We start from the raw sequence: 14,816 nt of genomic DNA, 5'->3' as shown, positions 1-14,816 counted from the left end.
TTTACAGCTGTTTTCTCTTAATTTCTTCCATAGTATAAGCTTCAATAATATCTCCATCTTTTATATCATTAAACTTTTCGATGCTTAATCCACATTCATATCCAGCTGCCGCTTCTTTAACATCATCCTTAAATCTCTTAAGGGATGCAAGTTTAGATTCGAATATAACTATTCCTTCTCGGATAACTCTAATATCGCTGTTTCTAGTTATTTTACCATCTAAAACATAGCAACCTGCAATAGTTCCAAGACTGGATATTTTATAGGTTCTCCTTATTTCTGCTCTACCAAGAACAACTTCCTTTAGATCAGGCTCAAGCATTCCAATCATAGCTGACTTAACATCCTCTATAGCATCATATATTATTCTATAGGTTTTAATATCTACATTTTCTTTCTCAGCTATATTAACAGCATTAGCATCGGGTCTAACATTAAATCCAACGATTATTGCATTTGAGGCTGTCGCAAGAGTCACATCTGTTTCAGTAATAGCTCCAGCAGCACCATGGATAACTCTAACTTTTACATCATCTGTAGAAAGTTTTTCTAAGGATTGCTTTATTGCTTCAACAGAACCCTGTACATCTGCCTTAACAATTAATGCAAGCTCTTTTACCTTGCCTTCTTTTATTTGATTGTATAGATCCTCTAATGAAACTCTATTGCCGGATTGCATATGTTCATCTTTCATTTTGTCTTTTCTAGTCTCAGCCATATCTCTAGCTGTCTTTTCATCCTTAACAACATGGAATCTATCACCAGCTGATGGAACTTCTGATAATCCTAATATCTCAACAGGAATAGATGGACCAGCTGATTTAATCTTCTTTCCTTTATCGTCAAACATGGCTCTTATTCTTCCGTAGGTACTACCTACTAAAATAGAATCACCAACAGATAAAGTTCCGTTTTGAACTAATAAAGTAGCTACTGGACCCCTGCCTTTATCTAATTTAGCTTCTATAACAGTACCTCTGGCATTTCGTTTAGAATTAGCCTTTAATTCTAATATTTCCGCAGAAAGAAGAACCATTTCAAGAAGACTATCAATACCTTCATGAGTCTTAGCAGAAACAGGTACACATATAGTATCTCCGCCCCAATCTTCTGCTACCATACCGAATTCTGTAAGTTCTTGTTTTACCTTATCAGGATTGGCTCCTGGACGGTCAATTTTATTAATAGCTACTACCATTGGTACATTAGCTGCTTTACAGTGATTTATAGCTTCTTTTGTTTGAGGCATTATACCATCATCTGCGGCTACTACTAATATTACCACGTCTGTAACCTGAGCACCTCTAGCTCTCATTGAAGTAAAGGCTTCATGTCCAGGTGTATCCAAGAAAGTGATTTTTTCATCATTAATAGTAACAGTATAAGCACCTATATGTTGAGTTATACCGCCTGCCTCAGTTTCCGTAACCTTTGACTTTTTAATAGCATCTAATAAAGAGGTTTTCCCGTGGTCAACGTGGCCCATTACAGTAACTATAGGAGGTCTTCTTTCGCTATCGTCATCGCTATATAGTTCGCTATCCTCTTCAAGTTTAGAACCATCATCTTCTTTTTTCTTGATTGGTATTTCAAACTTTTCTGCTACCTTCTCAGCTGTAGCAAAATCAATTTCCTGATTTATTGCAGCCATTACTCCACTGAAAATTAATGTTTTTATAACTTCTGTGGTAGGCTTTTTAAGCTTTTCTGATAATTCCTTAACGGTTATGGTTTCCCCAATTTCTAAGATAGAAACAGGTTCCTCTTCCATATTTCCAGAATTCTCGTTTCTATTTTCGTTTTTATTTCTTTTTCTATTCTTCTTGAAGGCATTATTAAGCTCTTCAGCTAAAATTTCTTCGTACTCATCCACTATAGTTTTATTTCCTTCTTCCGCAGAATCTGTAGATGGTTCCTTATCGCTAAGTAACTCTTTTATTAACTCTGCATCTTCATCTTCAATGACACTCATGTGATTTTTAACTTCAATACTAAACTCATCCATGAGCATAGTTATTAAATCCTTGCTTGATATTCCAAGCTCTTTTGCCAATTCATATACTCTGATTTTTGACAAATAATTCACCCCCGCTTAGCTTTTTGTTTGTGTTGCTTCCTTTGCTAAAGAGATAAGTTTTTTTGCTAAATTTTCATCTGTTATGCAAACTATCTTAACCTCTTGGCGACCTAAAGCTTTTCCTAATTCCTCTTTGGAATAAGCTTTAATTTTTATAATATTTTTAGCTTCACAATAATTTGTAAACTTCTTTTCAGAGTTTGAGGATAACTCTTTTGACACTATAACTAAATGTATTTTCTTTTTGTTCATTACTCCTAAGGAGTTATTATATCCTTCAATAAGGTGCCCAGATTTTTTTGTCAGTGATAGAAAACGCAGAAAGTTATCCATTTATAATCTGCTCTTTCAGATTATCATATATCTCTGCACTGACATTTGTCTCTAGATTTTTATTAATCCTTTTAGATTTAATAGCCTTTTCTAGGCATTGAGCATCTCTGCATATATAAGCTCCTCTTCCAGGCTTTTTACCAGTTAAATCTACACTTAATATACCTTCGGAATTTTTAACTATTCTTATGAGCTCTTTTTTGGGCTTCATTTCCATACACCCATTGCACATTCTCATGGGTATCTTCTTGACTTTCATTACCTCACCTCTTTAAAAAGGTTATTATTGAGCTTGTGAACTATTCTTGATATCTATTTTCCATCCTGTAAGCTTAGCTGCAAGCCTTACGTTCTGTCCTTCTTTTCCAATAGCAAGGGATAATTGATTATCATCTACTATTACCTTTGCAGACTTGTTTTCCTCATCAATGGTTACGTCTAAAACCTTAGCTGGGCTGAGAGCATTGGCTATATACTCCTCAGGTAGCTTACTCCATTTTATGATATCAATCTTCTCGTTCTTTAATTCACTAACTATATTCTGTACTCTAATTCCTTTAGGCCCAACACATGCTCCCATAGGATCAATTGTTTCATCCTTTGAGTAAACAGCAATTTTAGTTCTTGAACCCGCTTCTCTAGAGATACTCTTAATCTCAACGATTCCTTCATATATTTCAGGAACCTCAAGCTCAAACAGTCTTTTGACTAAACCCGGATGAGTTCTTGAAACTACTACTTGAGCACCCTTAGAAGTATTTTTAACTTCTACTATATATAACTTTAATCTTTCGTTAAAATTATAATCTTCTCCAGGCATTTGTTCGTTTGCACCAAGGACTGCTTCAATCCTTCCAAGGTCTACAAAAACATTACCTTTATCCTTTCGAATAACAGTACCAGAAATAATATCATATTCTTTTTCGATAAATTCATTATAGATGATATTTCTTTCTGCTTCCTTAATTCTTTGTATAACTACTTGCTTTGCCAGCTGAGCAGCAACTCTTCCAAAGGTCCTAGGTGTAACCTCAAGCTCAACAACATCTTCAATTTCATACTTAGGGCTAATGGCTTTAGCTTCCTCTAAAGAAATTTCTGTTACATCATCATAAACTTCTTCTACCACGTTCTTACGAGAATATACATGGATATCGCCATTTTCTCTGTTCATTGTCACTCTTACATTTTGTGCATTGCTTGCCGTATTTGCATAGTTCTTTTTATAGGCAGCCACCAGTGCATCTTCAATTGTTGTGAATAATAAATCCTCACTTATACCTTTTTCTTTGACAATTTCCCGCAATGCACCAATAAATTCCTCACTCATTTTAATGCCTCCTCATGAAAAATCCTCTTCAATATTTACTGATTTAATCTTATCCAGCGGTATACTTATTGGTTTATTATCAATAAGAGCTATTATCTCCTCGGAAGAATATTGATCTAAGATTCCTATCATTACTTTTTTACCTTCAATTGGCTTTGTGGTGTTTATCTTTACCTTTTTATTTATATTATCAAGGAAGTGCTTTTCAGTGTGCAGGAATCTATTTATTCCTGGAGAGGAAATCTCTAAATAATACTGATCCTTAATAGGATCTTTTTCATCTAAAGCAACACTAACAGCCCTACTGACCTTTTCACAATCCTGAAGGGATATTCCAGATGGTGTGTCGATATATATTCTGAGATAATATTCGCCATTTTCTTTTACGTATTCTAAGTGATATAATTCGTAGTGCATATTTTCTACGATACTACTCACTATTGTCTCCACTTCTTTTAAAAGTTCCTCAATTTTCATTATAAACCTCCTTTACACTCAATTAAAGCAAGTATACTGTTTATTATTTCCTATAATCAGTCTTATTAGTATATAATCATTAAATATACTAATATATTAGATACAAATAGAAAGAGCGGGTTTAGGCCCACTCTTAATAAACGCATACTATAAAATAAATAATCTATAAGGCTATAATAACATAGTGAAAATCATAATACAAGTGTTATTTAAAAATTAGCCAAATATAGACAATTGATTCATTTCTTGCACAATTTATAAAATATATAGAATTACATTACATATTTTCTATCTCTTTCATTAATTCATCTACAACGACTTCTTCTTTTACCTTTTTAATAACTTCACCTTTTTTGAATATTAAGGCTTCCCTTTTTCCTCCGGCAATACCTATATCAGCCTCTCTTGCCTCTCCAGGACCATTAACAATGCATCCCATTATAGCAACCTTGATATTCTTAGGGCAGTCCTTTAGTCTTTCTTCTACTTCCCTTGCTATCTTTATTAGATCAATCTCAGTTCTTCCGCAAGTGGGACAAGAAACAAATTGAATTCCTGACTGCACTAATCCAAGAGATTTTAGAATTTCCTTTCCTACCTTCACTTCTTCAATGGGACTTCCTGTCAAGGATACTCTGATGGTATCACCAATCCCCTGTGCTAGAAGAGCACCTATTCCAATAGAGGATTTTATTGTACCTCTCCATAATGTTCCCGCTTCCGTTACTCCTAAGTGAAGAGGATAGTCTGCTTTTTCTGACATGAGCTTATAGCTTTCAATCATCATAGGAACATCTGAGGACTTTATGGATATAACAATATCCTTAAATCCTAAGCCCTCCAATATGTCTGCATGACCTAAAGCGCTTTCTACTAAAGCATCAGCTGTAACTGTTCCGTATTTATTAAGGAGTTTTTTTTCTAAGGAACCGCTATTAACCCCTATTCTTATAGGTATACCCTTATCTAGTGCGGCATGAGCAACCTCCCTAACTCTATCGATACTTCCTATATTACCTGGATTTATCCTTAAAGCAGCTACACCAGACTTAACTGCTTCTAAAGCAAGCCTGTAATCAAAGTGTATATCAGCTACCATAGGAATGCTTATTTGTTCTATTATATCTTTTAAAGCTCTAGCTGCCTCCATGTCTGGTGCTGCGCTTCTAATAATATCACAGCCTGATTTTTCTAATTCCTTTATCTGGTGAACAGTAGCAGCAACATTTCTTGTATCAGTGTTTGTCATAGATTGAACAGTTATAGGGGAATCACCACCTATAAATATATTTCCAACCTTTATTTTTCTAGTGTGTTTTCTGTCCATAATTACCTCTCTTATAATGCAATTGGGAATAATATATCCTTAATAGTTACTAAAATCATTAACAAAAATAATATTGATATTCCAACTAAATTAGCCGCTTGAACTATTTTATCACTTACCTTTCTTCTAGTAATAAGCTCAATTAAAAGAAATAAAAGCCACCCACCATCTAAAGCAGGGAAAGGAATTAAGTTAAAAATTGATAGCTGTACACTGAGCATAGCTGCAAGGGATAATAGATTCCAAATACCAGCTTTTGCTGCTGCTCCAGATATTCTAATAATAGATACAGGACCTCCTACATCATTTAGGCTGGCTTTACCTGCAAAGATGGTTTTAATAGAATAAACCACCTGATTTATGGTGGAAACTGATTTTTTAAAGCCCTCAGACAAAGATTCGCCAATTCCAGGCTTCTCCTCCAAGGTTGGTGCGACTCCTATCTGATAAGCAGCTTCATCTTTATTGAAAGCTGGGGTTATTGTAGCTTTATAATCCTTGCCCTGCCTAGTATATTTTATTTCCACAGGATTTCCTTCTGAGATAAATACATGTAAGGATAAATCACTAAAGGTCCAAACCTTATTAGAATTTACTTCTGTTATAATATCTCCTGGCTTTAGTCCTGCAGCTTCCGCTGGGCTATTTGCAACAACTTCGCTGATATTAGGTTTAACATATCCATTAGCTAGTGTTACCATAGAAAATAGAAATATTGCTAAGAGGAAGTTCATTATCACTCCTGCAGCAACTATGCTTATCCTCTGAAGAGGCTTTTTACTCATAAATGCTCTAGGATCTCCTGTATCCTCTTCTTCACCATACATTTTTACATAACCACCTATGGGGAAGAGTCTTATTGAGTACTGGGTTTCTTTACCTTGAATTTTTTTCAGCTCTGGTCCCATACCAATAGAAAATTCTTCAACCTTAACATTATTAGCCTTAGCCATAATAAAATGACCAAGTTCGTGAATAGTTATAAGTAAGCCTAAAACTAATAAAGCAACAATTATATACATATAAACCTCCTATAATATTTTTCCATAAATATAATCTTTTATTTCTTTATCAACATCTATTATTCTGGAAATTGATAATGGTTCTGAATAGGAAAATAAATTAAGGGATTCCTCAATCAATTCTGCTATATTTACAAATGAAATTTGTCTTTTCAAAAACAAATCTACAGCTGCTTCATTAGCCGCATTTAATATAGTAGGATAGAAAGACCCCTTTTTACCAGCTTCATAGGCTAGATTTAAGCACTTAAAGGTGCTTCTATCGGGTTTTTCAAAGGTTAGCTTTCCTATTTGAAATAAATCTAACTCTTGTACAAAGCACTTATCTCTTTTAGGATAATTAAAAGCATATTGTATGGGAAGTATCATATCAGGCATGCCTAATTGAGCAATTACACTGCCATCAGTATACTGAACCATTGAATGAATGATGCTCTCAGGATGAACTATAACCTCAATAGAATCATAAGGACAATCAAATAACCAGTGTGCTTCAATAACCTCTAAGCCCTTATTCATTAAGGTTGCAGAATCTATCGTTATTTTCTTTCCCATATTCCATTTTGGATGTTTCAATGCTTCTTCTAAGCTTACCTTGCTTATATCCTCATAGGTCCTTCCTCTAAAAGGACCACCAGAAGCAGTTAATAATACTTTACTAAGGGAATTCATATTGTTTCCTTGAAGACACTGAAATATTGCGCTGTGCTCAGAATCTACCGGTAGAATTTGAACATTGTTTCTTTTAGCCTCCTGCATAACAATTTCACCAGCTACCACTAGGGTTTCTTTGTTAGCAAGAGCTATATTCTTACCTGCTCTAATTGCTTCTATGGTAGGTACTAAACCAACCATTCCTACTACTGAGGTTAATACAGTTTGAGCCTCCGGAAGAGTAGATATTTTTGTTAAGCCGTCTATACCATAATATACGTTACATTTAATGTTTTTTTCTTTTAATATTTTATTAATTGAGTTATAGCTTTCTTTATCTGTTACAGCTACATGCTTAACAGAGAATTCTTCAACAATTTCTATGAGCTTAACAATGTTTTTATGAGCAGATACACCTACTATATTATATTTATCTTTATTTGATCTAATAAGCTCAATAGCTTGAGTTCCAATGGAGCCAGTTACTCCAATAATGGATATATTTATCATTATAGCCTCCTAATTAAATATAACTTCTTTTGTAATTATCACATACAAAGGTCCTAACAGTATTCCTGATAATCCAAATAGTTGAATTCCTATGTATAGAGAAAGAATTATAACTAATGGATGGATACTGAAATTATCTCCTATATATTTTGCTTCTAGTAGCTGCCTTATGACACTAACTAATGTATAAAGGGATAATAATCCTACTGCTGTTATATAATCTTTTACTAATATATTGTATATTATTAAAGGTGCAAATACAATAAAAGTTCCAACATAGGGTAGAATATCTAAAAATCCGCAGAGTATAGATAATATTATGCCATCGGGAATTCTTAGAATTATGAAACCTACCATAGTCTGAAGAAGTGAAAAAAGTACTAAAATAACCTCTAATGTAAGTATTTTTTTTATACTTTTAGTATTTTCTTTTACTTTACTAATAAAACCACTTGATAAGAATAGTTTTATAAAGTTAATGAACTCCTCCCTGTCTGAAAGTAAAAAAAACACCGATACATTACTGATAAAATATGTTATAAGTGCATCTCCAGTAAAAGCTGCACCTTTTAATACTAATGGATTAGCAATAGAGCTTAGATTATCCCAAATAATATCAATATTAAAATTTAGCTTCAATATTATGCTTTTAATTAGTATGTTATTGAGTAGACTGTTAATTAACTTATCTACTGTTATAATTATATAGCTTCCCAAATAAAATAAAGTAAAAATCAATATTATATTTAGTATCAATATTGTTATTAATGAGGCTAGTCTATTAGATTTCATGCATCCTTTAACTTGCTTATACATAGGAGAGGCTATTATATATAAAATAATTATGAAAAATATAGGTGTAAAATAGCTTCTTATAAGGATATTAATTATTATAAATATCAGTATTATGAATATACAATATAATAACTTATAACCATTCTTCATTTTAACCTCCATATATACTTTATCTATTATATATATAAATATAAAAGCTGAAGATATGCACATATACATACTTCAGCTTTAAATATATTTTAACTATATTCCTACTATAAAGGTTAAATAAAAGAATATGATAACAGAGGAATAAATAATACTATCAAACCTATCTAAAATACCACCATGTCCAGGAATTAAATTGGAATAATCCTTAACATTAAAGTATCTTTTTATAGAAGAAGCAACTAAATCACCAAACTGTCCCATGATACCCGCTGCAGCACCTATCAAGAAATAGTTGATTATTGCTATATCCATTGATAAATAAGGATCTATTATTATCCCAAAGATCCCACAGCCTAATATACTTCCTAACCAGCCACCTATAGATCCCTCTACAGTTTTCTTAGGACTAACCTTAGGGCATAACTTCCTTTTACCTAAATATCGGCCACTGTAATAAGCGGCTGTATCGCCTAGCCAGGAGCTAATAAAAATAAGCCATACTAAATAATTACCACCGGGCTTCATATATATATTGGTTATGAGGCTAAAAAATACTCCTACATATAAAAAAACTCCAAGGGTAATAAATGCATCGATAAAATTGTATTCAATATTGATTACTGGTATACATAATAAAAGTAGCGTAAAGAATATAATAATATATCCAAGGTTATCGATAGACATTCCAAGTGCATAATAAAGAATAAGTAAAAAATATCCTAAAAAAGGTATTGGCTTATAGCTGTTAGTGCTCCTAATTACTTTATATACTTCATACATTCCAATAAAACCTAAAAGAAAGGTTAATAATTTTAGGTAAACACCACCAATAAACAGAAATATTAATAAAGGAGCAATTAATACCGCTCCAAAGTATCTGCTGTTCTTTATAGTTTCTTTCATATATTAAAGTCCTCCAAAACGCCTCTCTCTATTTTGATAATCAATTATAGCCTGCTGCAAATCTTTTTCCGTAAAATCCGGCCACAATATATCTGAATACCAAAATTCAGTGTATGCACACTGCCACAAAAGGAAATTGCTTAATCTTTGTTCACCACTGGGTCTAATTACTATATCAGGATCAGGCATACCCTTAGTATAAAGATAGTTTTCTAAGATTTCTTCAGTAATTTTTAGGTTATCTTCTCCATTATGGTCCTTGAGAAATCTATTGATTCCTTCAATAATTTCTGCTCTTCCACCGTAATTGAGAGCTAGATTCATAACAACTCCAGTATTACTTTTAGTATTTTCCTTAGCTTTAATAAGTTCTTCCTGACATCTTAATGGCAACTTAGAAATATCCCCAATATAGTTAATTACTACCTGATTTTTATCTAATTCCTTAAATTCTTTTTTTAAATATTCCACTAACAGTCCCATTAGAGCATTAACCTCATCTTCAGGTCTTTTCCAATTCTCGGTTGAAAAGGCATACAAGGTTAAATATTTAACTCCTAATCTATTACATTCCTTAATTATTCTTCTGATAGTTTCCACACCAGCTTTATGCCCATAACTTCTAGGAAGATTTCTTCTTTTTGCCCATCTTCCATTACCGTCCATAATTATACCTATGTGCTTTGGAATATTATTAGTATCTATATCTATTGAAGTAGTATCCTTGTTCTTTTTATTAAAAATACTAACCACCTTATACCTCCTTCAAATATATAAATAAAACCTGCGAAAGCAGGTTTTATTTATATTGACATAATTTCCTTTTCCTTTGCTTCAACGATTTTATCTATTTCTTTAATATGTCCATCGGTTACTTTTTGAATATCGTCTTCTGCTTTTTTCTCTTCATCCTCAGATATCTCAGAATTCTTTTTTAATGCCTTAACCTTGTCGTTAGCATCTCTTCTAACAGATCGAACTGCGACTTTTGTTTCCTCTCCATATTTCTTTACAGTTTTAACAAGATTTTTTCTTGTTTCTTCTGTTAATTCAGGAACTACAAGTCTTATTATTGTTCCATCATTAGAAGGATTAATACCTAAATCAGATTTTAATATGGCTTTTTCAATTGCTTTCAGAGTGGATTTTTCCCAAGGTGCAATTGTTAGAATCCTTGGTTCTGGGGCAGAAATATTAGCAACCTGATTGATTGGCATCATACTGCCATAATATTCTACCTCAATTCTATCCAGCATAGTAGGATTTGCTCTTCCAGCTTTTAAGGAAGCTAGATCTGATTTTAGCACTGTAATAGACTTTTTCATTTTTTCATCTGCTTTTGATAAAATCTCTTTAACCATAATACCCTCCTATTATTTAGTAACTAATGTACCTATTTTTTCTCCTAATATTACTTTTTTAATATTTCCTGGCTCATCAAGTCCGAATACTAGTATTGGAATGTTGTTATCCATACAAAGAGAGGTAGCAGTTGAGTCCATAACTTGAAGCCCTTGTTCCAATACGTTTATATAAGATAGTGTATCATATTTCTTAGCATCTGAGAACTTGTGAGGATCCTTATCATATACTCCATCAACCTTTTTTGCTAATAGAATAACATCTGCTTCGATTTCTGCAGCTCTTAATGCCGCTGTGGTATCAGTAGAAAAGTAAGGATTTCCTGTACCTGCAGCAAAAATTACTACCCTACCCTTTTCTAAATGCCTCATAGCTCTTCTTCTAATATAAGGCTCTGCGATTTCTTTCATCTCTATTGCAGTTTGAACTCTGGTCATTACTCCAATACTTTCTAGTGAATCCTGCAGTGCCAAAGCATTTATACAGGTTGCCAACATACCCATATAATCTGCAGTAGTTCTATCCATACCTTCTCCGCTTCTACCACGCCAAATGTTTCCGCCACCAACTACGGCACCAACTTCCACGCCCATTGCTACAAGCTCTTTAATCTCGTTTGCAATTCTCAGTGCAACATTAAAATCGATACCAAAGCCACCTGCTCCTGCTAGAGCTTCTCCTGACACCTTAAGCATAACTCTTTTGTACTTACATTCCGGCATAAATTATCCTCCCATATTTGAGTTTTAAAGAAGTAGCTCCAATGAGTTGTCTTCCTTTATAACAGCAATTTTATAAAAATAAATAAAATCAATTAACAACTACTTAATTAGATAATTGAAGTATTATATTGATTAATTATGTAAATACATTAATAAAGATGAACTTTCCTTTATATGATACTATAACTAAAAATCTATTTCAATTATTTTTACATTAACAATAAAAGAAGTAAATTTTCCATTAGATATTTTCATAAGTAAATTAAAAAACCTTCTGGATTAAATATATTTATTATTAATCCAGAAGGTCTTATTATTCATTTAAAGAAAAACACCTTAATAGAAAGGCAATTCTCAGTTTACAACAAACTGAATTTATATTACTTACCCATCTGCTTTGCTACTTCTTCAGCAAAGTTTTCTTCTTGCTTTTCTATGCCTTCGCCCTTTTCGAATCTAGCATATCTAGATATCTTAATCTCTGAGCCAAGTTCCTTGGATTTTTCATCAAGATATTTTTTGATAGTCTTATCAGTATCTCTTACCCATACTTGTTCTACAAGACAAACTTCCTTGTAGTACTTTTGGATTCTTCCTTCAACCATCTTTTCTACGATTTTTTCAGGCTTTCCTTCATTTAAAGCTTGAACTCTGTAGATTTCTTTTTCTTTTTCAAGAGCTTCTTGATCAACATCTTCTTTATTTAAGAAAAGAGGATTTGCTGCTGCTACCTGCATTGCTACATCCTTAGCTACAGAAAGTAGGGAGTCAGCATTAGCTCCGCTTGTAAGCTCTACAAGAACTCCGATTCTTCCACCACCATGTATGTAGCTCTGGATTGCTCCATTTTCTACAGAGAAGCTTTCGAATCTTCTTACGTTCATGTTTTCTCCTAGCTTAGCAATTAAAGCAGTGATAACATCCTTAACAGTCATAGCTTCATCAGCTATATATTTCTCTTCTACAAACTCTTCGATTGTTTTTGCAGAAGTAAAAGCTGCCATTTCAGCAAGATTCTTTGCTACAGTCTTAAACTCTTCGTTAGCTGCAACAAAGTCAGTTTCACAGTTAACTTCTACGATACCAGCTTTTTTATAATCTTCTGAAATGTAGGTTTCTACTACACCTTCAGCAGCTACTCTTCCAGCTTTTTTCGCAGCTGCAGCAAGACCCTTTTCTCTAAGAATCTCTACAGCTTTTTCCATATCGCCGTTAGACTCAGTTAAAGCTTTTTTACAGTCCATCATACCGGCGCCGGTTCTTTCTCTTAACTCTTTTACGGATTGTGCAGTGATCATTGTAATCCTCCTTGTTAGTTAATTTAAAAGGTAAATGAAGTTAAGACTTCACCTACCTTCATATTTTAATACTTATTCAGCTAATTGCTCGCCTTGTCTTCCTTCGATAACAGCATCAGAAATTTTTGCAGTTATTAATTTAACAGCTCTGATTGCATCATCATTTCCAGGAATAACATAATCAACTTCATCTGGATCACAGTTAGTATCTACAATAGCTACTACTGGTATTCCTAAAATTTTAGCTTCTGAAATAGCGTTCTTTTCTTTTCTTGGGTCTACAACGAATAAAGCACCAATGCTTTCAGCATCCATTGACTTAATTCCACCTAAGTTTTTCTCAAGCTTATCTTTTTCATTTCTTAGCTTAATAACTTCTTTCTTTGGAAGAACTTCGAAAGTTCCATCCTCTTCCATTCTTTCAAGCTCTTCAAGTCTTTGAATTCTTGTCTTAATAGTTGAGAAGTTAGTAAGCATTCCACCTAACCATCTATTGTTAACAAAGTGCATTCCTGATCTTGCTGCTTCTTCGGATATAGCTTCTTGAGCTTGCTTCTTAGTTCCTACGAAAAGAATATCCTTTCCTTCTTCGGAAACACTTTTAACAAAGCTGTAAGCGTCATCTACTTTTTTTACTGTTTTTTGAAGATCTATTATATATATACCGTTTCTTTCAGTAAATATATAAGGAGCCATTTTAGGGTTCCATCTTCTTGTTTGATGTCCAAAATGAACACCAGCTTCTAGTAACTGTTTCATTGATATAACTGACATTTAATTACCTCCTGGTTTTTCCTCCACTCTTATCATATTTATAAAAGACCTGACTTACAAGCACCTTTTTATAAATTAAAGAGTGTGTGTATTTTCTTACCTATAGTAGTATAGCATAAGCCTTTTATTCTATCAATAATAATTTATTAAGGTTTTTAAATTATTTATTTTAAGATAATATTTAAGCTTAATTTGTATGAATTACGGAATTTAACGAAGCCATGAAAACCTTACTAAGGTTTTTGACAAAAAAATAAAGGATTAAATCCTTTATTTTTTATCTTATCTTCTTAAGCTCATCAAGAAGCTTTTCATTTAAAATCTTTATGTGAGTACCCTTCATTCCTAAAGAACGAGATTCAATAACTCCTGCACTTTCAAATTTTCTTAAAGCATTAACAATTACAGATCTAGTTATTCCTACCTTATCGGCTATCTTTGATGCTACTAGTAGTCCTTCTGTACCATCAAGCTCATCAAATATATGTTCAACTGCTTCTAATTCAGAATAGGATAAGGTGCCAATTGCAAGCTGCACCACAGCTTTCTTTCTTGCTTCTTCCTCTACCTCTCCCTGCTTAGACCTAAGAACCTCTAATCCAACTACAGTAGCACTGTATTCTATAAGAACTAAATCATCGTCAGTGAATTTTTCATTAAGTCTAGTTAATAATAAAGTTCCTTGTCTTTCTCTCATTCCCATTATAGGTACTATAGTTGAATAAGTAACTATAGATTCTTCATTTTTATCAGCAGATAATACTAATTCATTATCTGAGGTTAAATTAGCCATAGTATCATGAACATTTAAGAGTTTATTGTTGTACTCTTCAGAAAACCTGCCCTGCTGAACTGCATTTTCTTTTATAGCATCACTTTCATAGTATGATTGGAAGTTATAACCTAATATTTTTCCTCTTCTACTTACTATATATGCATTACAGGATAATACATCGCTTAAAAGTTTGCAGATATCTACAAAATCTACTGGGTCTGTACCTGATTTCTGTAATATTTTGTTTAGCATTCTAGTTTTGTTAAGTAAAGTAGACATTACATATCCTCCTCGTGGGTACATATAT

Annotated in this window: 15 protein-coding genes and 1 pseudogene; all 16 read right to left on the bottom strand. The window is 33.0% G+C overall.

Going from position 1 to position 14,816, the window contains the following annotated elements:
* Position 1: 1 nt before the first annotated feature.
* On the bottom strand, positions 2-2,077 hold the full coding sequence (gene infB, locus ACPWSR_RS16600; protein WP_426349339.1) for a translation initiation factor IF-2: 2,076 nt from the start codon (positions 2,075-2,077) through the stop codon (positions 2-4).
* A gap of 15 nt (positions 2,078-2,092) precedes the next feature.
* Positions 2,093-2,410, bottom strand: a complete 318-nt coding sequence (locus ACPWSR_RS16595) for a ribosomal L7Ae/L30e/S12e/Gadd45 family protein (protein WP_426349338.1) — start codon at positions 2,408-2,410, stop codon at positions 2,093-2,095.
* Positions 2,403-2,669, bottom strand: coding sequence for an RNase P modulator RnpM (rnpM, locus tag ACPWSR_RS16590; protein ID WP_426349337.1), 267 nt, complete (start codon positions 2,667-2,669; stop codon positions 2,403-2,405). The genes ACPWSR_RS16595 and rnpM overlap by 8 nt, the downstream gene beginning before the upstream one ends.
* A 24-nt stretch (positions 2,670-2,693) precedes the next feature.
* Positions 2,694-3,740 (bottom strand): transcription termination factor NusA, encoded by a 1,047-nt coding sequence (gene nusA / locus ACPWSR_RS16585; RefSeq protein WP_426349336.1) that lies wholly within the window; start codon positions 3,738-3,740, stop codon positions 2,694-2,696.
* A 12-nt stretch (positions 3,741-3,752) separates the two neighbouring features.
* On the bottom strand, positions 3,753-4,217 hold the full coding sequence (gene rimP / locus ACPWSR_RS16580) for a ribosome maturation factor RimP (RefSeq protein ID WP_426349335.1): 465 nt from the start codon (positions 4,215-4,217) through the stop codon (positions 3,753-3,755).
* 277 nt (positions 4,218-4,494) lie between these two features.
* A complete protein-coding gene (gene ispG, locus ACPWSR_RS16575; RefSeq protein ID WP_426349334.1) occupies positions 4,495-5,544 on the bottom strand; it encodes a flavodoxin-dependent (E)-4-hydroxy-3-methylbut-2-enyl-diphosphate synthase in 1,050 nt (349 codons plus the stop codon).
* 11 nt (positions 5,545-5,555) lie between these two features.
* Positions 5,556-6,566 (bottom strand): RIP metalloprotease RseP, encoded by a 1,011-nt coding sequence (rseP, locus tag ACPWSR_RS16570; protein WP_426349333.1) that lies wholly within the window; start codon positions 6,564-6,566, stop codon positions 5,556-5,558.
* A gap of 9 nt (positions 6,567-6,575) precedes the next feature.
* Positions 6,576-7,730 (bottom strand): 1-deoxy-D-xylulose-5-phosphate reductoisomerase, encoded by a 1,155-nt coding sequence (locus ACPWSR_RS16565; RefSeq protein ID WP_426349332.1) that lies wholly within the window; start codon positions 7,728-7,730, stop codon positions 6,576-6,578.
* A gap of 9 nt (positions 7,731-7,739) precedes the next feature.
* Positions 7,740-8,675, bottom strand: a complete 936-nt coding sequence (locus ACPWSR_RS16560) for an AI-2E family transporter (RefSeq protein ID WP_426349331.1) — start codon at positions 8,673-8,675, stop codon at positions 7,740-7,742.
* 93 nt (positions 8,676-8,768) lie between these two features.
* The gene (locus ACPWSR_RS16555) at positions 8,769-9,578 is read right to left on the bottom strand and encodes a phosphatidate cytidylyltransferase (RefSeq protein WP_426349330.1); all 810 of its coding nucleotides are present in this window, start codon (positions 9,576-9,578) and stop codon (positions 8,769-8,771) included.
* 3 nt (positions 9,579-9,581) lie between these two features.
* On the bottom strand, positions 9,582-10,322 hold the full coding sequence (locus ACPWSR_RS16550; protein ID WP_426351404.1) for an isoprenyl transferase: 741 nt from the start codon (positions 10,320-10,322) through the stop codon (positions 9,582-9,584).
* A gap of 59 nt (positions 10,323-10,381) precedes the next feature.
* Positions 10,382-10,939 (bottom strand): ribosome recycling factor, encoded by a 558-nt coding sequence (frr, locus tag ACPWSR_RS16545; protein WP_426349329.1) that lies wholly within the window; start codon positions 10,937-10,939, stop codon positions 10,382-10,384.
* 12 nt (positions 10,940-10,951) lie between these two features.
* Complete coding sequence (gene pyrH / locus ACPWSR_RS16540) at positions 10,952-11,662, bottom strand: UMP kinase (protein ID WP_426349328.1); 711 nt, start codon at positions 11,660-11,662, stop codon at positions 10,952-10,954.
* A 380-nt stretch (positions 11,663-12,042) separates the two neighbouring features.
* On the bottom strand, positions 12,043-12,960 hold the full coding sequence (gene tsf, locus ACPWSR_RS16535) for a translation elongation factor Ts (RefSeq protein ID WP_426349327.1): 918 nt from the start codon (positions 12,958-12,960) through the stop codon (positions 12,043-12,045).
* A 75-nt stretch (positions 12,961-13,035) separates the two neighbouring features.
* Positions 13,036-13,734, bottom strand: a pseudogene (rpsB, locus tag ACPWSR_RS16530) (30S ribosomal protein S2); the annotation flags it as partial.
* Positions 13,735-14,011: 277 nt separating this feature from the next.
* Positions 14,012-14,788, bottom strand: a complete 777-nt coding sequence (gene codY / locus ACPWSR_RS16525) for a GTP-sensing pleiotropic transcriptional regulator CodY (RefSeq protein ID WP_426349326.1) — start codon at positions 14,786-14,788, stop codon at positions 14,012-14,014.
* Between the last annotated feature and the right edge of the window lie 28 nt (positions 14,789-14,816).

Origin of the sequence: Alloiococcus sp. CFN-8, from assembly GCF_049943125.1 — a bacterium.
GTDB lineage: Bacteria > Bacillota > Clostridia > Clostridiales > Clostridiaceae > JAEXZL01.
Note: the sequence above shows the minus strand (reverse complement) of the source record. Positions and strands in the feature narration are given on the sequence as shown.

What these genes read in the sequence shown, in the direction of transcription:
- ACPWSR_RS16560 (WP_426349331.1), bottom strand. Translation starts at nt 8,675, where the DNA reads ATGAAGAATGGTTATAAGTTATTATATTGTATATTCATAATACTGATA.
- ACPWSR_RS16565 (WP_426349332.1), bottom strand. Translation starts at nt 7,730, where the DNA reads ATGATAAATATATCCATTATTGGAGTAACTGGCTCCATTGGAACTCAA.
- ACPWSR_RS16555 (WP_426349330.1), bottom strand. Translation starts at nt 9,578, where the DNA reads ATGAAAGAAACTATAAAGAACAGCAGATACTTTGGAGCGGTATTAATT.
- rnpM (WP_426349337.1), bottom strand. Translation starts at nt 2,669, where the DNA reads ATGAAAGTCAAGAAGATACCCATGAGAATGTGCAATGGGTGTATGGAA.
- ispG (WP_426349334.1), bottom strand. Translation starts at nt 5,544, where the DNA reads ATGGACAGAAAACACACTAGAAAAATAAAGGTTGGAAATATATTTATA.
- nusA (WP_426349336.1), bottom strand. Translation starts at nt 3,740, where the DNA reads ATGAGTGAGGAATTTATTGGTGCATTGCGGGAAATTGTCAAAGAAAAA.
- ACPWSR_RS16595 (WP_426349338.1), bottom strand. Translation starts at nt 2,410, where the DNA reads ATGGATAACTTTCTGCGTTTTCTATCACTGACAAAAAAATCTGGGCAC.
- rimP (WP_426349335.1), bottom strand. Translation starts at nt 4,217, where the DNA reads ATGAAAATTGAGGAACTTTTAAAAGAAGTGGAGACAATAGTGAGTAGT.
- frr (WP_426349329.1), bottom strand. Translation starts at nt 10,939, where the DNA reads ATGGTTAAAGAGATTTTATCAAAAGCAGATGAAAAAATGAAAAAGTCT.
- tsf (WP_426349327.1), bottom strand. Translation starts at nt 12,960, where the DNA reads ATGATCACTGCACAATCCGTAAAAGAGTTAAGAGAAAGAACCGGCGCC.
- pyrH (WP_426349328.1), bottom strand. Translation starts at nt 11,662, where the DNA reads ATGCCGGAATGTAAGTACAAAAGAGTTATGCTTAAGGTGTCAGGAGAA.
- codY (WP_426349326.1), bottom strand. Translation starts at nt 14,788, where the DNA reads ATGTCTACTTTACTTAACAAAACTAGAATGCTAAACAAAATATTACAG.
- rseP (WP_426349333.1), bottom strand. Translation starts at nt 6,566, where the DNA reads ATGTATATAATTGTTGCTTTATTAGTTTTAGGCTTACTTATAACTATT.